The organism is Corynebacterium sp. CCUG 61414, from assembly GCF_024453945.1.
In the GTDB taxonomy this organism is placed as follows: Bacteria; Actinomycetota; Actinomycetes; order Mycobacteriales; family Mycobacteriaceae; genus Corynebacterium; species Corynebacterium pseudogenitalium.
Genome location: NZ_JAGPYU010000002.1, coordinates 230,442 through 249,370 on the forward strand (window position 1 = coordinate 230,442; position 18,929 = coordinate 249,370).

Consider the following 18,929-nt stretch of genomic DNA (forward strand, 5'->3'; position numbering starts at 1 on the left):
AGTCAGAGGGCTACACAAAATACCTCCCCAAAGTACTGTGGTGACATCTGCAATGAGAAAACCAAAAAGTATGCTAGGTCACACAAATGGATGAGGTCTGTAGAAGTTCAAGCTAGTAGCGTTTTCAGTACCTATGGTGGGGGTAGTCAAATGGGGGTCGCGCGGCATTTATGGGGGAATAGGGAGAATGTCCGGCACGTGAATTAGACTGTTTGCCCATGACTCCAGCTGATCTCGCTCCAACAGTTCATGAAGCGACCGTCAAGGTGCTTTCCGACCACAATCTCGACGCATCCGTCGTGCCCGATGCAGTGACCGTCGAGCGTCCGCGCAACCCTGAGCACGGCGATTACGCGACGAATATCGCACTGCAGGTGGCGAAGAAAGCCGGTACGAACCCGCGCGAGCTTGCACAGTGGCTTGCCGACGCCCTCCTGGAAAACCCCGCAATCGCAGAAGCTGACGTCGCAGGCCCAGGGTTCTTGAACCTGCGCCTCGCCACGGACGCGCAGGGACAGCTGGTTGCGGACATCTTGGCGGCAGGCGAGACCTTCGGCAATTCATCTCTTCTTGACGGCCAGCGTATCAACCTCGAATTCGTCTCGGCGAACCCAACCGGCCCGATCCACCTTGGCGGGACCCGCTGGGCAGCTGTGGGCGACTCGCTTGGCCGCGTGCTAGAGGCGAGCGGTGCCGAGGTGACCCGCGAGTACTACTTCAACGATCACGGTGGCCAAATTGACCGCTTCGCACGTTCACTAGTAGCAGCGGCAAAGGGGGAGCCGACTCCAGAGGACGGCTACGGCGGCTCCTACATCAATGACATTGCCGCCGACATTGTGGCGAAGCAGCCGAATGCGCTTGATGGCAGCCCCGAAGACGTGCAGGAAACGTTCCGTGCCGCAGGCGTGGAAATGATGTTTGCTCAGATCAAGGAGTCCCTACACGAGTTCGGCGTGGACTTCGACGTGTTCTTCCACGAAAATTCGCTGTTTGAGAGTGGGGCCGTCGATAAGGCGATTACAACGCTCAAAGACAACGGCAACCTGTACGAAAACGAGGGCGCCTGGTGGTTGCGCTCTTCCCAGTTTGGCGACGACAAGGACCGTGTCGTGCTGAAGTCCGATGGCGACGCCGCCTACATCGCGGGCGACATCGCGTACGTGGCAGACAAGTTTGACCGCGGTCACACGCTTGCGATCTACATGCTTGGCGCGGACCACCACGGCTACATTGCGCGCCTCCGCGCCGCAGCGCAGGCTCTTGGCTATGATCCTGAGGCTGTCGAGGTGCTCATTGGTCAGATGGTCAACCTTGTGCGTGATGGCCAGCCAGTCAAGATGTCGAAGCGCGCCGGGACGATCATCACTCTCAACGACCTCGTGGACGCTATTGGCGTTGACGGGGCTCGCTACTCGCTCGTGCGCTCCTCTGTAGATTCCACGCTGGACATTGACCTTGACCTGTGGACTAAGCAGTCCTCCGACAATCCCGTGTACTACGTGCAGTACGGTCACGCGCGTCTGTGCTCCATCGCTCGCAAGGCGAAGGAAGCTGGCGTCACTATCGACGGCGCGGACGTTGCGTTGCTTGAGCACGAAAAGGAGGGCGACCTCATTCGTACCCTGGGTGAGTTCCCGGAGGTGGTGAGCACCGCCGCGCAGCTGCGCGAGCCGCACCGAATCGCGCGCTACGCAGAGGAACTAGCTAGCTCCTTCCACAAGTTTTACGACGCCTGCCAGATCCTGCCGAAGCCTGGCGAAGAAGTTGAGCCGTTGCATACCGCGCGCTTTGCACTGGCGATGGCAGCGCGCCAGGTACTTGCAAACGCACTCGGCATGATCGGCGTGAGCGCGCCGGAACGGATGTAGGAGGAAGTACATGACCGCAGCGTTTGATGCGCTTCCCGCGCACGTATGGCCACGCAACACCAGACGAGAAGAAGACGGGGTCGTGACTATCGCTGGCGTGCCCCTTCCAGAGATTGCCGAAGAGTACGGTACGCCCGTCATGGTGGTGGATGAGGACGACTTCCGCTCGCGGTGTCGCGATATGGCAAAGGCGTTCGGTGACCCAGCACATGTGCACTACGCGTCGAAGGCGTTCTTGACCACGCACATTGCCCGCTGGGTTGACGAGGAAGGCCTCGCGCTTGATGTTGCGAGCGAAAATGAGCTTCGCATTGCGCTTGCTGCAAACTTTCCGCCAGAGCGGATTACGGTGCACGGGAATAACAAGTCGCGCAGCTTTCTGCAGCTGTGCATCGATTCTGGGGTAGCGCACGTCGTCCTTGATTCGCACCAGGAGCTTCGAGAGCTCAATGAGCTTGCCGGGGAAATGGGGACCACCCAAGAGGTCTTTATCCGCGTGAAGCCAGGCGTAGACGCGCACACACACGAATTCATCGCGACGAGCCACGAGGACCAAAAGTTTGGTATTTCCTTGGCGTCTGGCTCTGCCTATCAGGCGGCGTGTGCCGCGATCGATGCGGAGCATCTGCGCCTGTCCGGCCTGCACTGCCACGTAGGCTCCCAGGTCTTTGATGCAGAGGGGTTCAAGCTCGCCGCGGAACGTGTGCTTGCGCTGTATGCGCAGATTTGGACCGAGCGCGGCGTTGCGCTTGAGTACTTGGACCTTGGCGGCGGATATGGCATCGCGCAGCTTGAGGAAGAAGCGCCATTGGACGTTGCTGCGGTTGCGAAAGATCTGTTGGCTGCCGTCGACGAGGTTGCCGGTGAACTCGGCATCTCGTCGCCGACCGTGGTTGTCGAGCCTGGCCGTGCGATCGCCGGGCCATCCGCCATTACGCTATACAGCGCGGGCGTGGTCAAAGACGTCGAGATTTCGTACACCAAGACGCGTCGCTACATTTCCGTTGACGGTGGCATGAGCGACAACATTCGTCCAGCGCTTTACGACGCCGTCTACGAGGGCCGGGTGGTCAACAGGTTTACAGGCGGCCAGCCGGTGGCAACTCGTGTGGTGGGTTCCCACTGTGAGTCCGGCGATATTCTCATCGAGGATGCTCAGTGGCCGGACGACATTGTCAGCGGCGACCTGATCGCGATGCCTGCGACAGGAGCGTATTGCTACCCGATGAGCTCGAATTACAACTCATTTGGGCGCCCTGCCGTGGTCGCGGTCCGGGCTGGAAAGATCAAGCCGATGGTGCGGCGAGAAACTGTTGAAGACATTCTCTCGCGTGAATATAAATAAGAATGTATTCTGTGCGAAATAGACAAAGCGGTACACTGCGCCGTAGCTGAACGTACCAGTATCGAAGTAGGAGAGAATCTAGAGATGTCGGTCGAATCTGCAGAGAGCCGTAACGGTAATTACCCAGGTAAGGGAATTGGTCAGCCGGTCGGTGTCGCTATTTTGGGGAAAGGCACTGTGGGCAGTGAGGTGCTTCGCCTCATTCGGGAGTTTTCTGACAATCTTGAGCAGCGTATCGGTGGCCCACTTGAGGTGCGCGGTGTTGCGGTCTCCAACGTGGAAAAGCACAAGGATGCGCCTGAGGTGCAAGGCATTGAGCTGACTGATGACGCTCGCTCGCTGATCACTCGCGATGACGTTGATGTTGTAGTCGAGGTCATCGGCGGCATCGACTACCCGCGTGAACTGGTGTTGTCTGCTCTGAAGGCAGGTAAGTCCGTTGTTACGGCAAACAAGGCGCTGGTTGCAGCGCACGGTTCCGAGCTTGCCGACGCCGCGAATGAAGTAGGCGTCGATCTCTATTATGAGGCAGCGGTTGCTGCGGCGATTCCAGTTGTTGGTATGTTGCGTCGCTCGTTGGCCGGTGACCAGGTTCAGCGCATTTCCGGCATTGTGAACGGTACGACTAACTTCATCTTGGACGCGATGGCTTCGACTGGAGCGACCTACGAGGAAGCACTCGCTGAGGCGACCCGTTTGGGGTACGCAGAGGCTGATCCGACCGCCGACGTTGAGGGGCACGACGCGGCTTCCAAGGCAGCGATCCTTGCCTCGATGGGCTTCCACACACGAGTCACGTTCGACGATGTGTCCTGCGAGGGCATCACGAAGATTACCGCTGAGGATATTGCTGCGGCGAAGCAGTCGAACCAGACGATTAAGCTGCTGGCGATCTGTGAGCGCCTCTACGACGAAAACGGTAAGACCACTGCTGTTAATGCTCGCGTTCACCCGACGCTCATCCCGAATGAGCACCCGCTGGCGAGCGTTGATAAGTCGTACAACGCCATCTTCGTCGAGGCTGAGGCCGCTGGCCGCCTGATGTTCTACGGTAACGGTGCTGGTGGCGCTCCTACCGCGTCTGCAGTGCTGGGTGACCTGGTCGGTGCAGCCCGCAACAAGGTGCACGGCGGCCGTGCACCAGCGGAGAACCCGTACGCGAACTACCCAGTGGTCGGCTTCGACGAGGTGGCGACTCGCTACCACGTGAACATGACCGTCAACGACCGCGTTGGTGTGCTGGCGGAGCTGACCCGAAAGTTTGCGGAGGCAAACGTGTCGCTCTCCGCAGTGCGCCAGGAGGAGTCCGGCGATGAGGCGCACCTGATCGTGGTAACGCACAAGGCGCTAGAGAAGGACCTGCGTGACATCGTGGAGCGCCTCTCGCAGCACCCGGATGTGCAGCAAATCAACTCGGTGATCCGCCTAGACGCCTAAGCTGAGATACCTACAGACAAGGAGCACATCATGGCGACAGACATTGAAGTAGGCCTAAAGGCGACTGTGACGGTGCCGGGTTCGTCGGCGAACTTAGGACCGGGCTTCGATACGTTGGGGCTCGCTCTCTCCATTTACGACACTGTCGAGGTTGAGGTCATCGAGTCCGGGCTTGAGGTGGAGATCTTCGGCGAAGGCGCCGAGGACCTGCCGCGCGACGGTTCCCACCTCGTAGTCAAAGCGATTCGTTCTGGCCTCAAAGCCGCTGATGTTTCTGTACCAGGCCTTCGCGTAGTGTGCACGAACAACATCCCGCAGTCTCGTGGGCTTGGTTCGTCGGCCTCTGCGGCTGTCGCAGGCGTTGTAGCGGCAAACACACTGGCTGGTAACCCGCTTTCCACAGAGGAAGTTGTGCAGCTTTCCTCGGCGTTCGAGGGGCATCCTGATAATGCTGCCGCATCCGTGCTCGGTGGGGCGGTTGTCTCCTGGACCGAGATTCCTGTCGATGGTGTATCGCATCCGGTCTACCGGGCTGTCGGGGTCCCCGTGGATCCCTCGATTCGTGCGGTGGCGCTGGTGCCGAACTTCCACGCCTCGACCAACGCGGTGCGGCAGGTGTTGCCGAGCCACGTCACGCACACGGATGCGCGTTTCAACGTGTCGCGTACCGCGGTGATGACGGTTGCCATCCAGTCCCACCCCGAGCTGCTCTGGGAGGGCACCCGCGACCGCCTGCACCAGCCGTACCGTGCCGACGTGCTGCCGGTGACCGCTGAGTGGGTCAACCGCTTGCGCAACCGCGGCTACGCAGCCTTCGTCTCTGGTGCGGGCCCGACCGCGCTGGTTCTGACCACGACGGACGTTGACGAGGAGTTGCTTGACGACGCCCGCGAGGCCGGACTACGCGTCATCGAGCTCGAGGTAGCGGGTCCGGTACGCGGCGAGCTGACCCGCGCTTAATCCGTCCTGGCTGTTACAGGCCTGAAAGGGGGCGGAACTGTTCGACGCCCCCGCGCAGGCTCGCTGTGCCGGTCACACCGCGCGCATCGAGCGCTGCAACAGCTTGCGCTGAGCGCGCCCCTCGGGCGCACACCACAATGGTGCCGGGCTGCGCTTCTGGCGGTGTGTAGCCATCGATAATGGTGCCGAGCGGCACATTGATGGCGCCGTCAAGGTGGAAGTCAGCGAACTCTTCGGGCTCGCGGACGTCGAGAATCGTGGCGCCTTCCGGAATGGTGGTGACTTCCGCCGGTCCTTGTGGAGGTGCGCTCGTACGCACGCGCTCAGTGACCTCTGGGTCTGCGACAAGCGGCATGTACTCCCACATACCTGTGAGTGAGTCGAAGTAGCCAATCTGGCCAATTAGTGGCGAACCGAGTCCGGTGATGAGCTTGATGGTTTCCATTGCCATCGCGGACCCGACAACGCCTACAAGTGGACCGACCACGCCTGCCTGGGAACAAGAGGGCACGCTGCCTGGTGCTGGTGGAACGGGGAAGAGGTCCTCGTAGATTGGCCCGTGGCCTGCCCAAAACACCGTGAGCTGTGCTTCAAACCCGAGGATTGACCCCCACACGTGCGGCACGCCCAAGCGCGTGGCCGCGTGCGATGCGATGTGGCGAGTCTGGAAGTTGTCAGTGCCGTCGACGATGATGTCAGCGTCACTGAGCAGCTGCAGTGCGTTATCCCAGGTGAGGCGGTCGGATACAGTGCGGACGTTGATATCCGGGTTCAACGCCAGCATCTGTGCCTTTGCCGACGCCGTCTTTGCGGTACCGATGGCAGCGGTGGTATGGATGACCTGCCGGTGCAGATTGGACAGATCCACCCGGTCGTCGTCGATGACAGTGATCGTGCCGACGCCAGCACCGGCTAAGTACAGCAGGGTCGGAGACCCCAAGCCTCCGGCGCCAAGAACAACGACGTGGGCGTCGAAAAGTTGTTGCTGCTTCCTCTCACCGATGAGTGTGGTTTGCCGTAGGTAGCGCTCATCGAGCGTCATCGATACCAACCCACTGCGTTGCGCCGTCCGCCATGGACTGCTCTTTCCATATTGGGACCTGTGATTTCACTCTGTTGGTGACCTCTTCACAGGCGGCGAATGCCTCGGCGCGGTGCGCACTGGCCACGAGGACCAGGAACGCCATCTCGCCGATCGGCACGGAGCCGACTCGGTGGGCGGCCCAGATTCGCACCGGGTGTTGTTGGGCGATGTCTTCGACAATCGCGCGGAGCTCGTCTTGGGCGCTGGGGTGCGATTCGTACGTCAGCGAACGCACTGCCTGCCCGCCGTCATGGTCGCGGACAACGCCCTCAAAGCGGACGAGCGCACCCATGGAGCGCGTCATTGTAGCCGTGGCCGCATCCGCAGCGAACTGCTCAAGCGGCGTTTCGGTAATGCGTGCGTCGATGACGGTATTGACCTGCTCGGCGACGAACTGTGGGTCCGAAGTAGAGGCTGGTTGTGAACTAGTGCTCATGTGATCCTTCTATGAGTGCAGTGATGTGGTCGAGCAGGGGAGCGAGTACGGCACACCCGTCCTTCACCCCGCCGCGTGAACCTGGCAGTGTCATGACAAACGTGCGACCCGCCACTCCGGCGACAGCACGCGACAGCACTGCCGTCGCGACTTGCTGCTGGCCATAGGCCCAGAACGCGTGCACGATACCTGGCAGCTGCCGGTCCAACAGAGGCTCCACAATATCAACCGTTTGGTCATCCGGTGTAATGCCGGTTCCGCCCGAGGTCAGCAGTACCGACGGGGAAGCGCCGAGTGCCTCCTGGACCGCATCCGAAAGGTCGGCATCGGCCACGATGGTGGCGTCTGGAGTGTCGAACCCCGCTTCCCGCAGGAACCTGACCGCGATCGGACCTGACTTGTCCTCGTAGACACCTGCGGCTGCTCGCGTAGAAGCCACGATAACCCGTGCAGTACGTTGATTGGTATTCATAGGCACAATCTACAGCGGATAGACCATGACTGGTGTACCCGCGGGAACCGTAGCCGCGGCGGGAATGCGGATCAGGCAGGTCGCGGTGGCACCCTGGGTAAGCAGGTGCGAGCTTGTACCGTGGTACGGATGCACAAGGCCCTCTCGAATTTCACCGCGCAGGAACTGATCCTTGCCGGCGATTCCAACGCCCTCTGTATCTATAGCAACGCGTACGGGAGCCGGCGCGCGTCCCAACACTGGTGCGACGTACAGGACGAATGACACGATGGTGGAAATCGGGTTGCCTGGCAGGCTCAGCACAGGCACACCGTGAAACGCAGAGATGCCTTGTGGCCCGCCGGGCTGCTGAGCGACATGTCCGTACCAGCCATCCGTAAACACCTGACGGATGACCTCGAACTTGCCGTGGCTGATCCCGCCTGAGGTCACAATCGCATCCGGTTGGTACTCCTCGACCGCTGCTGCGACCTCTCGCTCGAGTGCCTCAGGATCGTCGTTGGTCAGTAGGCGCGCTACAACCTCGATGCCATGGCGCGCGGCTAGCGCCTCAAGCATCGGACCGTTCGAGTCCGGAATTGTCGCGGGGCCTGTGGCCTGGTCGCTCGGGGAGACCTCAGCGCCACCCGTGATCACTAAGATGCGAGCAGTGCGCTTGACCTCAACGGTCTCGATTCCCTGGCTGATCGCGGCGCCAACAAGCGCCGGTGTCACCCCATCACCGCGATGTGCAATGCAAGCCCCGGGCTGGATATCGCTGCCCGCAAGGCGCATGAACTGACCACGCTTGACCTCAGGGATCTTGACAGGTTCACCAGTCGCCCCGAACGTCGGCGGGGTGCAACGCTCCACTGGGACGACTGCTACCGTGCCACGAGGAAGTTTCGCGCCGGTCATGATCGGCGCCACAACGCCCTGCAGGCCTTCTGGATACAGTTCGTCGGGGTCAGCGCCTGCGGCAATCGTCGGGCCGATCGTCGCTGTGTGCGCTTTCACCTGCGTCAACGCGTACCCGTCCATTTGCGAGTTGTCGAAGGTCGGTTGCTTGCGCACGGCAACAACATCGGCCGCGAGCACACGCTGCTGCTTGCCAGCTTCAACGACGCTGATGCGCTCCGAAAGCCGAGGGCCGACGGCCTCGCGCACCGCATTCAGGTGCTCCTCAGTAGTTCGTGTCATGGCGCCTACTCTACGCGCCACCACCAGTTCGCTACCATGGACGACATGCAAATTCACTACTTTGCCGCCGCACGCGCGGCCACAGGCGTCGCACAGGAAGAAGTTGGGAACTTTGCCACACTGCAGGAACTGCTTGCCGACGCCGCTTCGCGCCACAACGGCACCACCGACGCAGGCCAAACGCTCGCAGACATCCTGGCGCGCTGCACCTTCCTGATCGACGGAAAACGCGCCCAGCAGACTGACTCGCTCGAGTCCGCTGAGCGCGTTGATGTCTTGCCACCGTTCGCTGGGGGCTAATCCGTCGGCTTTGGGTAGATGGCGATGTCATCCGTTTTGACGTAGCACGTTACAGATGCGCCGGGCTCAATGCCCGCATCGAGTGCCTCCTGACGCTGGACCGGGAGCGCCACAACCGCACCGTGGACGTCGAGCTCCACAGTGAGGCCACCCGAGGTACTGACATCGACTGTGGCCACGGTGGCCTCCAGCGAGTTGTAATCTCCCGGCGCTGCTCCGGCTGGGACGTGCAGCGAGACGTCCTGCGGCGCGAAGACTACGACGGCATGCTCATGCTGTTCGCACTGCTCTGAGGCGACACCGGTGAGCTCACCGACTGTGGTTGCCACGCACGCAACGGAACCTTGGTGCGCGGCACCCACCATGTGCGCTGGAATCCAGTTCACGCTAGCGGGCAACCAGTTCACGCCAGCGAGCCGTGCAGAAAACTGCGTCGCCGGAACTTTGAGCTCCTCGGCCGTCGGCTGCAGGCTGATGACGTTGCCTCGGTCCATTACCGCAACGTATTCCGCAAGGTTGGCCACGTCCAATGGGTTGTGCGTAATCACGATCGTGGTGCGGTCGTGCGCTGTAGCCCGCAGTACCTGGCGCCAGTGATGCGCAGAGTTCACGTCGATCGCAGCGAGTGGCTCGTCAAGAATTAGCACGCGGGGGCGCGGGGCGAGCGCTCGTACTAGCGACACCTGCGATGCTTGACCGCCAGAGAGAGCACGGACGGGGACGTCGGCAAGGTCGCACAGGCCCGCTGAGGTCAGCAGCTCAAGTGCGCGCTGTTTGCTGCCAGTGACCATCGCGACAGCCTTCAGTGGGGTCGACGTAGGTGGCAGACCGGGGTTCTGGGTAAGCAACACAACTCCGCGTTTGTGCGCCGGGACAAGCTTGCTCGACGACGTGCCCGCATCAACCACGCGGTCGCCGATCAAGGTGCGCAAACCGCCGAGGCGCCCTGCAATCCTGCCAACCAACGTGGTCTTCCCCGAGCCGTTCAAGCCTATGAGCGCCGTCGTGGCGTTCGCAGGGAACGTTGTTTCACCGATGACGACGGGTACGCCCCCGTCCTCGGGGCTTGTCAGTAGGCGCAGCCGTTCCGTGTCCACCTCGTGGGTAGCGCGAGCGACTTCACGGGAGCGCGTACGCGACAGGAAGACCGTCGGCAGCGTCGATGCGGCAAGCGTGAGCACCGCCAGTGCGATGAGGATGGCTGATAGCCCATACGCGACATCCTGATCCACTTCGCGGGCAATATAGATGCCCAACGGCATGGTGCGCGTGGTGCCAGGCATCGAGCCGGCGAAGGTCAACGTGGTGCCGAACTCGCCGAGCGAGCGCGCAAACGCTAGCCCGGCCGCAGAGACGAGTGAGGGCGCGATTGCAGGTAGGATTATCTTGCGAGTAATCGTCGAGGGGCTCAGCCCCACGCCTGCGGCCGAGTATGTAATCTCCGGATCGAGTTGCCGCAGCGCCGCGTCAAGTGTGATGACAACGAACGGCAGCGCAATGAACACATGTGCAGCGACGACACCCGGAAACGCGAACGCGAACTGAATATGCAGCGCGTCCAACAGCGGCGCAGCCAAGCCTCGGCGTCCGAGAAACGCGCTGAGCGCTAAACCACCGACGACCGGCGGCATCGCTAGCGGAAGTAGCACGAGTACTCGCGCAAGGCCTGCACCTCGTCGCAAGTGTTGCATCCATAGCGCAAGCGGTGTGCCCAGCAGGAGTGTGATGACGCACGCCAGGACAGCGGAGCGCAGCGTGACGCGGAGCAACTGCTGTGTCGATGCGGAGGCAAGGATCTCACCGAGCTGGTCCCATGGCACACGTGCACCAAGCGCCAGGATCGGCAGCACAATGGCGGCGAGTGCAAGAAGCGCCAGGCCCCACACCAACATTGGTGTCTGGCGTGGGGCCTGGCGAAGCGTTGATTGCTGCATGAATACGGACTCTACCCGGTGGTTACTGTTGCGCAGCAGGGGTGAAGCCGTACTTCTCCCACACCACGGCCATTTCTGGGCTTGCAAGCAGTTCGAAGAGATTCTGCGCGGCAGCCTCGTCGGTGGTGTTGGTGGTTACAGCGGCGACGAGGGAGTTCGGCTTCTCGTCAGCGTGAGGGATATCGAGGACCTCCACAGCATCGCCAGCGGCAGCAGCATCGGTGCGGTACACAAAGCCTGCGTCAGCCTCGCCCGAGACAACCTTGCCCAAGGTGTCAGACACGCTGTGTTCCAGGGACACCGGATTGATGGTGAGGTTGTTCGCCGTCACGAGCTCGTTGGTCACGGAGCCGCAAGGAACCTGGGCGTCACAGACGACCAAGTTCACGCCGTCCTTCTGTACGTCTTCGACACTCTTGATGTCCGCTGGGTTGCCCTTCGGCACCACGAGCACCATCGAGTTCGTCGCCACTACCTTCGGGTCTTTTGCGACGCCCGCTTCGACAGCCTTGTCCATGTTCTTCTGGTCAGCTGTGATCAACACGTCACCAGGTGCGCCCTCCTTCAGTTGCTGCACCAGGTCAGAGGAGCCGGCGTTGACGAACTCGAGGTTGTTCTCCGACATTTCCGAAAGGTCCTCGTTGAGTACGCGCGTGGAAGCCGCGCCCATCACGATGAGGTCGCTGGGTGCCTCAGCGGTCGGTGCTTTTGAGGCGGCGCTTTCGGAATCGGTGCCACCGGCGCAGGCGGTCAGACCGGTCGCGGCCAGGGCAGCCACGAACAATGTGGCAAGGCGAGTAGAGCGCATGAGAACTCCTTCGAGTAGTGGTTTGAATATGAATATAAATTATCTTAAAAAAGGGGTAGACACGAAGAATGCCCCCGGAAGAAGAGCTCCGGGGGCAGCACTGGCGAGCGGGTTGAAGCACTAGCGCTTCAATTGACGTCCGTTCGAGCGGATCGGCTCCCACTGGGCCTCAGAGCGGCGGCCCTGGACCTCTTCACCGCGCGAGCGGTAGACCACGTACGGCCTAGTGGAGTAGCCGACCGGAGCCGAGAACGCGTGGACAAGTCGGGTAAACGGCCAGCAGGCGATCAAGGTGAAGCCAGCAAGCACGTGGACCTTAAACTGCCACGGAGCCTGCACCATCAGGTCCGGCATTGGGTTGAAAATCAGCAGCTGGCGCAGCCACGGTGAAATCGTTTCGCGGTAATCGTAGCCGCCGGGCACACCGAAGACCTGCGTCGAGACGGTCGCGATAAAGCCGGAGCAGATTGCGATTGTCAGGAACACATACATGAACTTGTCGGAGGTGGCCGTCGATAAGAACACCGAACGGTTGACCACACGACGGTAGAGCAAGCCAAGCAACCCCAACACCACGGCGATACCCGCAATCGTGCCAGGAATCGTTGCGATGAGGTGGTAGGCATGGTCGCTGATGCCCATGCCTCGGGTCCAAGTCTTCGGAATCGCTAGGCCCATGAGGTGGCCAATGACCACGAAGACCATGCCCCAGTGGAACAGTGGCGAGGAAAGCCGCAGCAACTTCGATTCGTAAATCTGTGACGAGTGGGTAGTCCAGCCCATCTGGTCATAACGCCAGCGCCAGATAATGCCGATGACAAACGCAGCGATGGCCAACCAGGGAAAGGCCACCCACAGGAATTCTTCAATACCAGTCATAGTGAGTTCAGTCCTTTAACTGTGGTTGGGAGAAGCCGTTGGAAACGGCAGGGGAGTAGTTTCAATACCGACCATCTCCGCAGGAGGGCCCTGGCGAATCAGGTTGATGTAGCGAGCGATAGTTTCCTCGTCAATGCTGGGCAGCAACATGCACACAGCCGTGAGCAAGTGAGCGTACGGGCTACCCAGTCCGACCAGAGCGTGACGCAGCACCTCGAGGCCGTCTCGGTGCGCGGCAATCATCTCTAAGGCGTGCTGTTGGGAGTCGGAGTCAGCGAACGCAAGCGCTTCCAGGACGACGCAAAGGTGGTCCGGGAGCTCCTCCGAGATCTCTTCCATACCTAGACCTGCCAACTGTTGACGAAACGCCAATATCGCGGCACCGCGCTGGCGGGTATCACCAACCGAATAGTAGGAGAGGTGCAGCGCGCAGCGACGCCGCTGGTCGAAGGTCTCGACGTAGTGCTCCTGGAGCGGCAGGAGTCCGAGGCCACGTGCCCTGCCGATGAACTCCGCGATTTCTGCAGCAACAGGGGCTGGAAGCAGCCCGAGCTGCTCCTCGACGGTCTCCAGCGTGGAGAAGAACTCCTCTTCTGGGTACCGCAACGTGAGGCTGAGCGCCATCGCTGCGATCTGACGCTGCTGCGTATCGCACGCCACTGGTGCCACTAGGTCCTCGGGTACAACCCCGATTTGGGTTCGGGTGCTCATTACTGCTCACCCTCGCGTCGCGCGATGTTGCCGTCAGCACTCGGTCCTTCCTCAACCGGGTTCGGCGTTGGAGTCGATGCTTCCGGAGCAGCAGGGCGGTAGTTCTCGCTTGCAGTCTTCGGCTCGCGAGTCTTCAGCGCGGTGGGGAACATCGCGTCAGGGCGGTCGCCGGTCCACGACATGAGTGACACCTTGCCAGGCTGCGCGTTGTCTGCCTCTTCGTGGCAGGCGCTCGGCGCACCCATGCCCAGGTTGGCCATCAGGTCGCCACTGGCAGGGTCGACGCCGCCAAACGGATCCAGCGAGGCAACACCACGCGGGGTCTCCGGCGAGGTGGTCGGGATGACGTAGCGGTCGTCGTACTTGGCGATCGCCAGCAGGCGATACATCGCTTCCAGGTCTTTGCCAGTCATACCGACGGCGCTTGCAATCGCCTCGTTCGTCGGCTGGCCTAGGTTGATGTCGCGCATGTAGGAACGCATCGCGGCGAGCCTACGCAGCGAAAGCTCGACTGGGACGGTGTCACCTGCAGTGAACAGGCCAGCCTGGTACTCGAGCGGGATACGCATGTTGGAGATCGCGCTGAGCAGTACCTTGTGGTCTTCGCCGTCAGCACCAGTCTTGGTCACCTGATCGACGATCGGCGACAGCGACGGGATGTACCACACCATCGGCAGTGTGCGGAACTCTGGGTGTAGCGGCAGCGCCACACCGTACGTGAAAATCAGATCGTAGATCGGGGAGTTCTGCGCCGCCTCGATCCAAGAGTGCGGGATGCCCTCTTCGGTCGCCGCGCGGACGACCTCAGGGTCGCGTGGATCGAGGAAGAGCGACTTCTGCGCCTCAAACAGGTCCTTCTCATCGGGTGTCGACGCCGCCTCTGCAACACGGTCCGCGTCGTAGAGCAGTACGCCAAGGTAACGCAGACGCCCCACACATGTCTCCGAGCACACGGTCGGCTGGCCGACCTCAATGCGCGGGTAGCACAGCGTACATTTTTCGGCCTTGCCCGTCTTGTGGTTGAAGTACACCTTCTTGTACGGGCAGCCAGAGACGCACATGCGCCAGCCGCGGCAGCTGTCCTGGTCAACCAGGACGATGCCGTCCTCAGTGCGCTTGTACATCGCGCCTGACGGGCAGGAAGACACACACGTTGGGTTCAGGCAGTGTTCACAGATGCGCGGGAGGTAGAACATGAAGGACTCTTCAATTTCCTTCTTCACCTCCAGGTTCATCTTCTCCAGGACTTGGTCATCGTCCATGGTTGCCGTCGAACCACCAAGATTGTCATCCCAGTTCGAAGACCAGGAGATCGTGTCGATCGGTTTGCCAGTGATCTGCGACTTCGGCCGAGCCGTCGGTTGCGTCTTCTGGCCAGCTGGGGCGCTGATGAGCTTCTCGTACTCATAGGTCCACGGCTCGTAGTAGTCCTCGATCGTCGGCATGTTCGGGTTGTGGAAAATAGTGGCCAGACGCTTGATACGTCCACCCTGGCGTGGCTTGAGCTTGCCGCTGCCGTCAAGCTTCCAGCCGCCCTTCCACTTGTCCTGGTCCTCCCACGAGCGTGGGTAGCCCACACCGGGACGGGTTTCAACGTTGTTGAACCAGATGTACTCCGTGCCTTCACGGTTGGTCCATGCCTGCTTACACGTCACCGAACACGTATGGCATCCGATGCACTTGTCCAGGTTCATGACCATGGCAATTTGCGCCATAACTCGCATTAGTACTGCACCTCCTGGGAGCGACGACGGATGCGGGTAACCTCGTCGCGGTTGTTGCCGGTTGGGCCGATGTAGTTGAATCCGTAGGTCAAGTGGCCGTAGCCACCAGCCACATGCAGTGGCTTGATGGTGATGCGGGTCAGCGAGTTGTGCGTGCCGCCACGTCGGCCGGAACGCTCGTTCAGTGGTGTGCCCACTGTGCGTTCCTGCGCGTGGTTCATGATGACCGTTCCTTCCGGAATGCGGTGGGTGACCACAGCACGCGCTGAGACAACACCGTTGCGGTTGTAGAGCTCAACCCACTCGTTGTCCTTGACACCGATCTTCTGAGCATCCGCATCCGACATCCAGACGACCTGGCCACCGCGGGAGATGGACAAAACATGAAGGTTGTCGAAGTATTGCGAGTGAATCGACCACTTATTGTGCGGGGTGAGGTAGCGCACCGTGATCTCTGGATTGCCGTCCTCGCCCTTGAGAATCTCGCCCGGACGGGTCTCACCATTAAGACGCATGCGGTCAAGCGGAGGTTTAAACACGGGGAGTTGCTCGCCGTAGTCAATGAACCAGTCGTGATCGATGAAGTAGTGCATGCGACCGGAAAGCGTGTTCCAGGGCTTGTCCATCGCGAGGTTCAGCGAGAACGCGGTGTAGCGACGCCCATCGCGCTTGTCCCCAGACCACTCCGGCGAGGTGATGACCTCTTGCGGGCGTTCCTTGACCTTGTCCCACACGATCTGGGCGTCCTCGGTGCCTTCCCAGAACTCGCTAGTGTCCGAACCGAGCATCTTGCCCAGGTTTTCGAAACCGTTGCGTGCGACTTCGCCGTTGGACACACCGGACAGGTGCAGGATCGCTTGTGCGGCCTTCACCGCAGAGTTCAATGCTGGGCGGTCGCCTGCTGAAGCAGTCTCAGCGACGCCGTTCATACCGAAGAGCTCACCAACCTGCTTTTCAACGTTAAACGGCGTGCCGTGTACGTTCGTACCAGCCTTCTCGGTCAGTGGGCCGAAAGACATCCACTTCTCGAACACCTTGGTGTAGTCGCGTTCAACCGGGACCAGCTTTGCCATCGTTTGGCCCGGAATCATGCCGACTTCCTTGATATCGGGCACCACGCCGTTCGCCATGTTCGGGTTGATCTCGTCCGGTGCGTCGTGGGAGATAGGCGCGGTGACGATGTCCGTCTGTACTCCCAGCCACTTGCCGGCCATGCGGGAAACAGCGTCGGACATATCGCGGAAGATCTCCCAGTCACTGCGGGCCTCCCACGGCGGGTTGATCGCAGCGTTAAACGTATGGATGAACGGGTGCATATCCGTCGTGGACAAGTCGTTCTTCTCGTACCAGGTGGCCGCAGGGAAAACGATGTCTGACACCAGGGTGGTCGAGGTGTTACGGAAGTCCGTAGTCATCATCAGGTCGAGCTTGCCCATCGGTGCCTCTTCGCGCCAGCGAATCGACTTCGGGCGCTCATCCTCGGCCAGCTCTTCCGCGGAGACATCCGAATCAACCCCCAACATGTGGCGCAGGAAGTACTCGGTACCCTTTGCCGAAGAACCCATCAGGTTCGTGCGCCAGTTCAGCAGGATGCGAGGCCAGTTCTCCGGAGCATCCGGATCCTCAGCAGCGAACTCCATCTGACCCGACTCGAGCTGGTCGACGACGTAGTCCTTCACATCCATGCCCGCTTCCTTCGCTTGCTCAGCAAGCAGCAGTGGGTTGCGGTTGAACTGCGGATACGACGGCATCCAGCCACGCTTCATGGCCTCGACCAGCGTCTCCGACAGGAACTTATCTTCCGACGCGCCCTTACGAGCCAGCGGCGAGGCCATCCTGGAAGCCTTCGAGTTATCGTACCGCCACTGGGACGTGGTCAGGTAGTAGAACCCGGTGGTGATCATGTGGCGCGGCGGACGGTTCCAGTCATTCGCGAACGCGTACTGGCTCCAGCCCGACTGAGGGCGCAGCTTCTCCTGACCCACGTAGTGCGCCCAACCGCCGCCGTTGACACCTTGGGTGCCACACATAGAAGTCAGCGCAAGGAAAGTGCGGTAGATCGAGTCCGCGTGGACGTAGTGGTTCGCGCCCGCGCCCATGATGATCTGGGAGCGGCCCTTCGAGTCCAGCGCGTTCTGCGCGAACTCTGTAGCGATGCGCTCGATCTGCGCAACCGGAACACTCGACAGCTCTTCTGCCCATGCGGGCGTGCCGACCTCAGAGGCGTCGTTAAAGTCAGCCGGCCAAGAGCCAGGCAGCTGCAGCGACGGACGGTTCACACCGTAGTGCGCCAGCATGAGGTCGTACACGGTGGTGACGGTGCGGCCTGCGACCTCGCGGACCGGAACACCGCGGCGGTAGACGCCAGCGCCGATAGGACCGTCCGAGTCCAAAGCCTCGCGCGAGGCATCCATGTCGAAGCGTGGGAAGCACACCTCGGCTGTGCCGTAGGAGTTGGTATCCGCCATGGACATCACCGGGTTCGCGTTATCGTGGCGGAGATTCCATTTGCCCGGATCGGTCTTGTAGTGGTCCGCGATAGTGCCACCTGGGTCGACAACGGTACCGTCCGCTTCAATGTTGAGCAGACGGTACTGTGCGTTATCGCTGCTGGCCAGGGAGGCGTCGTCAAGCTTGTCTGCGGTGAGGAACTTGCCTGGAGCCAAGGTGCCGTCCTCGAGCTGATCAAGCTCTACCAGGAACGGCGCATCCGTGTACTTGAGCATGTAATCCATGAAGTACTGCGGTTGCTGCGCTACATGGAACTTGCTCAAGATAACGTGGCCCATCGCGAAGGCGAGCGCGCCGTCGGTGCCCGGCGACATGCGCATCCACTCGTCGGCGAACTTCGCCGCATCGTTGTAGTCCGGGGAAACCACGACGATCTTGGTGCCCTTGTAACGCACCTCGGTCATGAAGTGTGAGTCCGGCGTACGGGTCACCGGGATGTTCGAGCCCCACATCATCAGGTAGGAAGAGTTGAACCAGTCGCCCGACTCAGGCACATCCGTCTGATCGCCGAACGTCTGCGGGGAGGCAGGGGGCAGGTCTGCATACCAGTCGTAGAAGGACAGCATCGCGCCACCGATCAGCCCCAAGAAACGGGTACCGGCGGCGTAGGAGACCTGGCTCATCGCAGGAATCACTGTGAAGCCAGCGATGCGGTCCGGGCCCCACTGCTTGATGGTGTACACGTGTGCTGCTGCAGCGATCTCGACGGCCTCTTCGTAGGCAACGCGCACCAGGCCGCCCTTGCCGCGGGCACCGACGTAGGCGCGACGCTTGACTGGGTCTTCCTGGATCGCACGCCAGGCGAGGACAGGGTCGCCGTCGTGTTGCTTCTTTTCGTGGCGGTACATCTCCAGCAGCGCGCTACGCACGTACGGGTAGCGGATGCGCGTCGGCGAGTAGGTGTACCAGGAAAAGGATGCGCCACGCGGGCACCCTCGAGGTTCGTACTCTGGGAAGTCAGGGCCGGTAGTCGGGTAGTCAACCGCCTGGGATTCCCAGGTGATGACGCCATCCTTGACGTAAACCTTCCAGGAACAGGAACCGGTGCAGTTCACACCGTGTGTGGAGCGCACCATCTTGTCGAAGGACCAACGGTTGCGGTAGAACACGTCGGCTTGTCGGCCGCCTTCGAGGAAAATCTGCTGGCCGGAAGGCGTGACGTCGCCTTTGCGAACGAACCCACCAAGTTTAAACAGCGGGTTGGACTGTGTCGCATCAGTCATGGTTCACAATCTCCTTGGATGAAAGTGAGAAAACGGGGTCGTGAATGAAATGGAT

The 18,929-nt window shown here is 61.0% G+C and carries 14 protein-coding genes and 1 pseudogene; 5 read left to right on the top strand and 10 right to left on the bottom strand.

The genetic code is table 11. The features are described from left to right. Positions 1–218 precede the first annotated feature (218 nt). From argS to thrB, 4 genes are all read left to right on the top strand, one after another. A complete protein-coding gene (gene argS / locus KBX14_RS03345) occupies positions 219–1,871 on the top strand; it encodes an arginine--tRNA ligase (RefSeq protein ID WP_256041837.1) in 1,653 nt (550 codons plus the stop codon). A 10-nt stretch (positions 1,872–1,881) separates the two neighbouring features. After that, on the top strand, positions 1,882–3,216 hold the full coding sequence (lysA, locus tag KBX14_RS03350) for a diaminopimelate decarboxylase (RefSeq protein ID WP_256041838.1): 1,335 nt from the start codon (positions 1,882–1,884) through the stop codon (positions 3,214–3,216). An 84-nt stretch (positions 3,217–3,300) separates the two neighbouring features. Then, positions 3,301–4,653: a homoserine dehydrogenase gene (locus KBX14_RS03355; RefSeq protein WP_070362639.1), complete on the top strand. Its 1,353-nt coding sequence runs from the start codon at positions 3,301–3,303 to the stop codon at positions 4,651–4,653. Positions 4,654–4,683: 30 nt separating this feature from the next. Next, positions 4,684–5,613, top strand: a complete 930-nt coding sequence (gene thrB / locus KBX14_RS03360; protein WP_070362638.1) for a homoserine kinase — start codon at positions 4,684–4,686, stop codon at positions 5,611–5,613. A 13-nt stretch (positions 5,614–5,626) separates the two neighbouring features. Here thrB and KBX14_RS03365 read toward each other — a convergent pair whose 3' ends face one another. Genes KBX14_RS03365 through KBX14_RS03380 form a run of 4 tightly spaced genes read right to left on the bottom strand, consistent with a single transcriptional unit; the run spans position 5,627 to position 8,784 of the window. Beyond that, a complete protein-coding gene (locus KBX14_RS03365; protein ID WP_071573389.1) occupies positions 5,627–6,655 on the bottom strand; it encodes a ThiF family adenylyltransferase in 1,029 nt (342 codons plus the stop codon). Continuing rightward, complete coding sequence (locus tag KBX14_RS03370) at positions 6,642–7,133, bottom strand: molybdenum cofactor biosynthesis protein MoaE (protein WP_070479506.1); 492 nt, start codon at positions 7,131–7,133, stop codon at positions 6,642–6,644. Before KBX14_RS03370 ends, KBX14_RS03365 begins: the two co-directional genes overlap by 14 nt. After that, positions 7,123–7,605: a MogA/MoaB family molybdenum cofactor biosynthesis protein gene (locus tag KBX14_RS03375; protein ID WP_070479507.1), complete on the bottom strand. Its 483-nt coding sequence runs from the start codon at positions 7,603–7,605 to the stop codon at positions 7,123–7,125. The genes KBX14_RS03370 and KBX14_RS03375 overlap by 11 nt, the downstream gene beginning before the upstream one ends. Before the next feature lie 9 nt (positions 7,606–7,614). Continuing rightward, positions 7,615–8,784: a molybdopterin molybdotransferase MoeA gene (locus KBX14_RS03380; protein WP_070362634.1), complete on the bottom strand. Its 1,170-nt coding sequence runs from the start codon at positions 8,782–8,784 to the stop codon at positions 7,615–7,617. Positions 8,785–8,829: 45 nt separating this feature from the next. On the opposite strand from KBX14_RS03380, the gene KBX14_RS03385 reads away from it, so the two are divergent. Then, positions 8,830–9,084 (top strand): MoaD/ThiS family protein, encoded by a 255-nt coding sequence (locus KBX14_RS03385; protein ID WP_070363540.1) that lies wholly within the window; start codon positions 8,830–8,832, stop codon positions 9,082–9,084. Here KBX14_RS03385 and KBX14_RS03390 read toward each other — a convergent pair. The 6 genes and pseudogenes from KBX14_RS03390 to KBX14_RS03415 form a co-directional block, all read right to left on the bottom strand. Next, complete coding sequence (locus tag KBX14_RS03390; RefSeq protein ID WP_256041839.1) at positions 9,081–11,018, bottom strand: ATP-binding cassette domain-containing protein; 1,938 nt, start codon at positions 11,016–11,018, stop codon at positions 9,081–9,083. The genes KBX14_RS03385 and KBX14_RS03390 overlap by 4 nt on opposite strands. A gap of 22 nt (positions 11,019–11,040) precedes the next feature. Then, complete coding sequence (gene modA / locus KBX14_RS03395) at positions 11,041–11,826, bottom strand: molybdate ABC transporter substrate-binding protein (protein WP_070362632.1); 786 nt, start codon at positions 11,824–11,826, stop codon at positions 11,041–11,043. A gap of 120 nt (positions 11,827–11,946) precedes the next feature. Further along, on the bottom strand, positions 11,947–12,705 hold the full coding sequence (gene narI, locus KBX14_RS03400; protein ID WP_070362631.1) for a respiratory nitrate reductase subunit gamma: 759 nt from the start codon (positions 12,703–12,705) through the stop codon (positions 11,947–11,949). 15 nt (positions 12,706–12,720) lie between these two features. Continuing rightward, positions 12,721–13,416, bottom strand: coding sequence for a nitrate reductase molybdenum cofactor assembly chaperone (gene narJ / locus KBX14_RS03405; RefSeq protein ID WP_256041840.1), 696 nt, complete (start codon positions 13,414–13,416; stop codon positions 12,721–12,723). A 143-nt stretch (positions 13,417–13,559) separates the two neighbouring features. After that, positions 13,560–15,140 (bottom strand): annotated as a pseudogene (gene narH / locus KBX14_RS03410) (nitrate reductase subunit beta); the annotation flags it as partial. After that, entirely contained in the window at positions 15,140–18,874 is a 3,735-nt protein-coding gene (locus KBX14_RS03415; RefSeq protein WP_256041843.1) for a nitrate reductase subunit alpha, read from the bottom strand. The pseudogene narH and the gene KBX14_RS03415, both read right to left, overlap by 1 nt. Between the last annotated feature and the right edge of the window lie 55 nt (positions 18,875–18,929).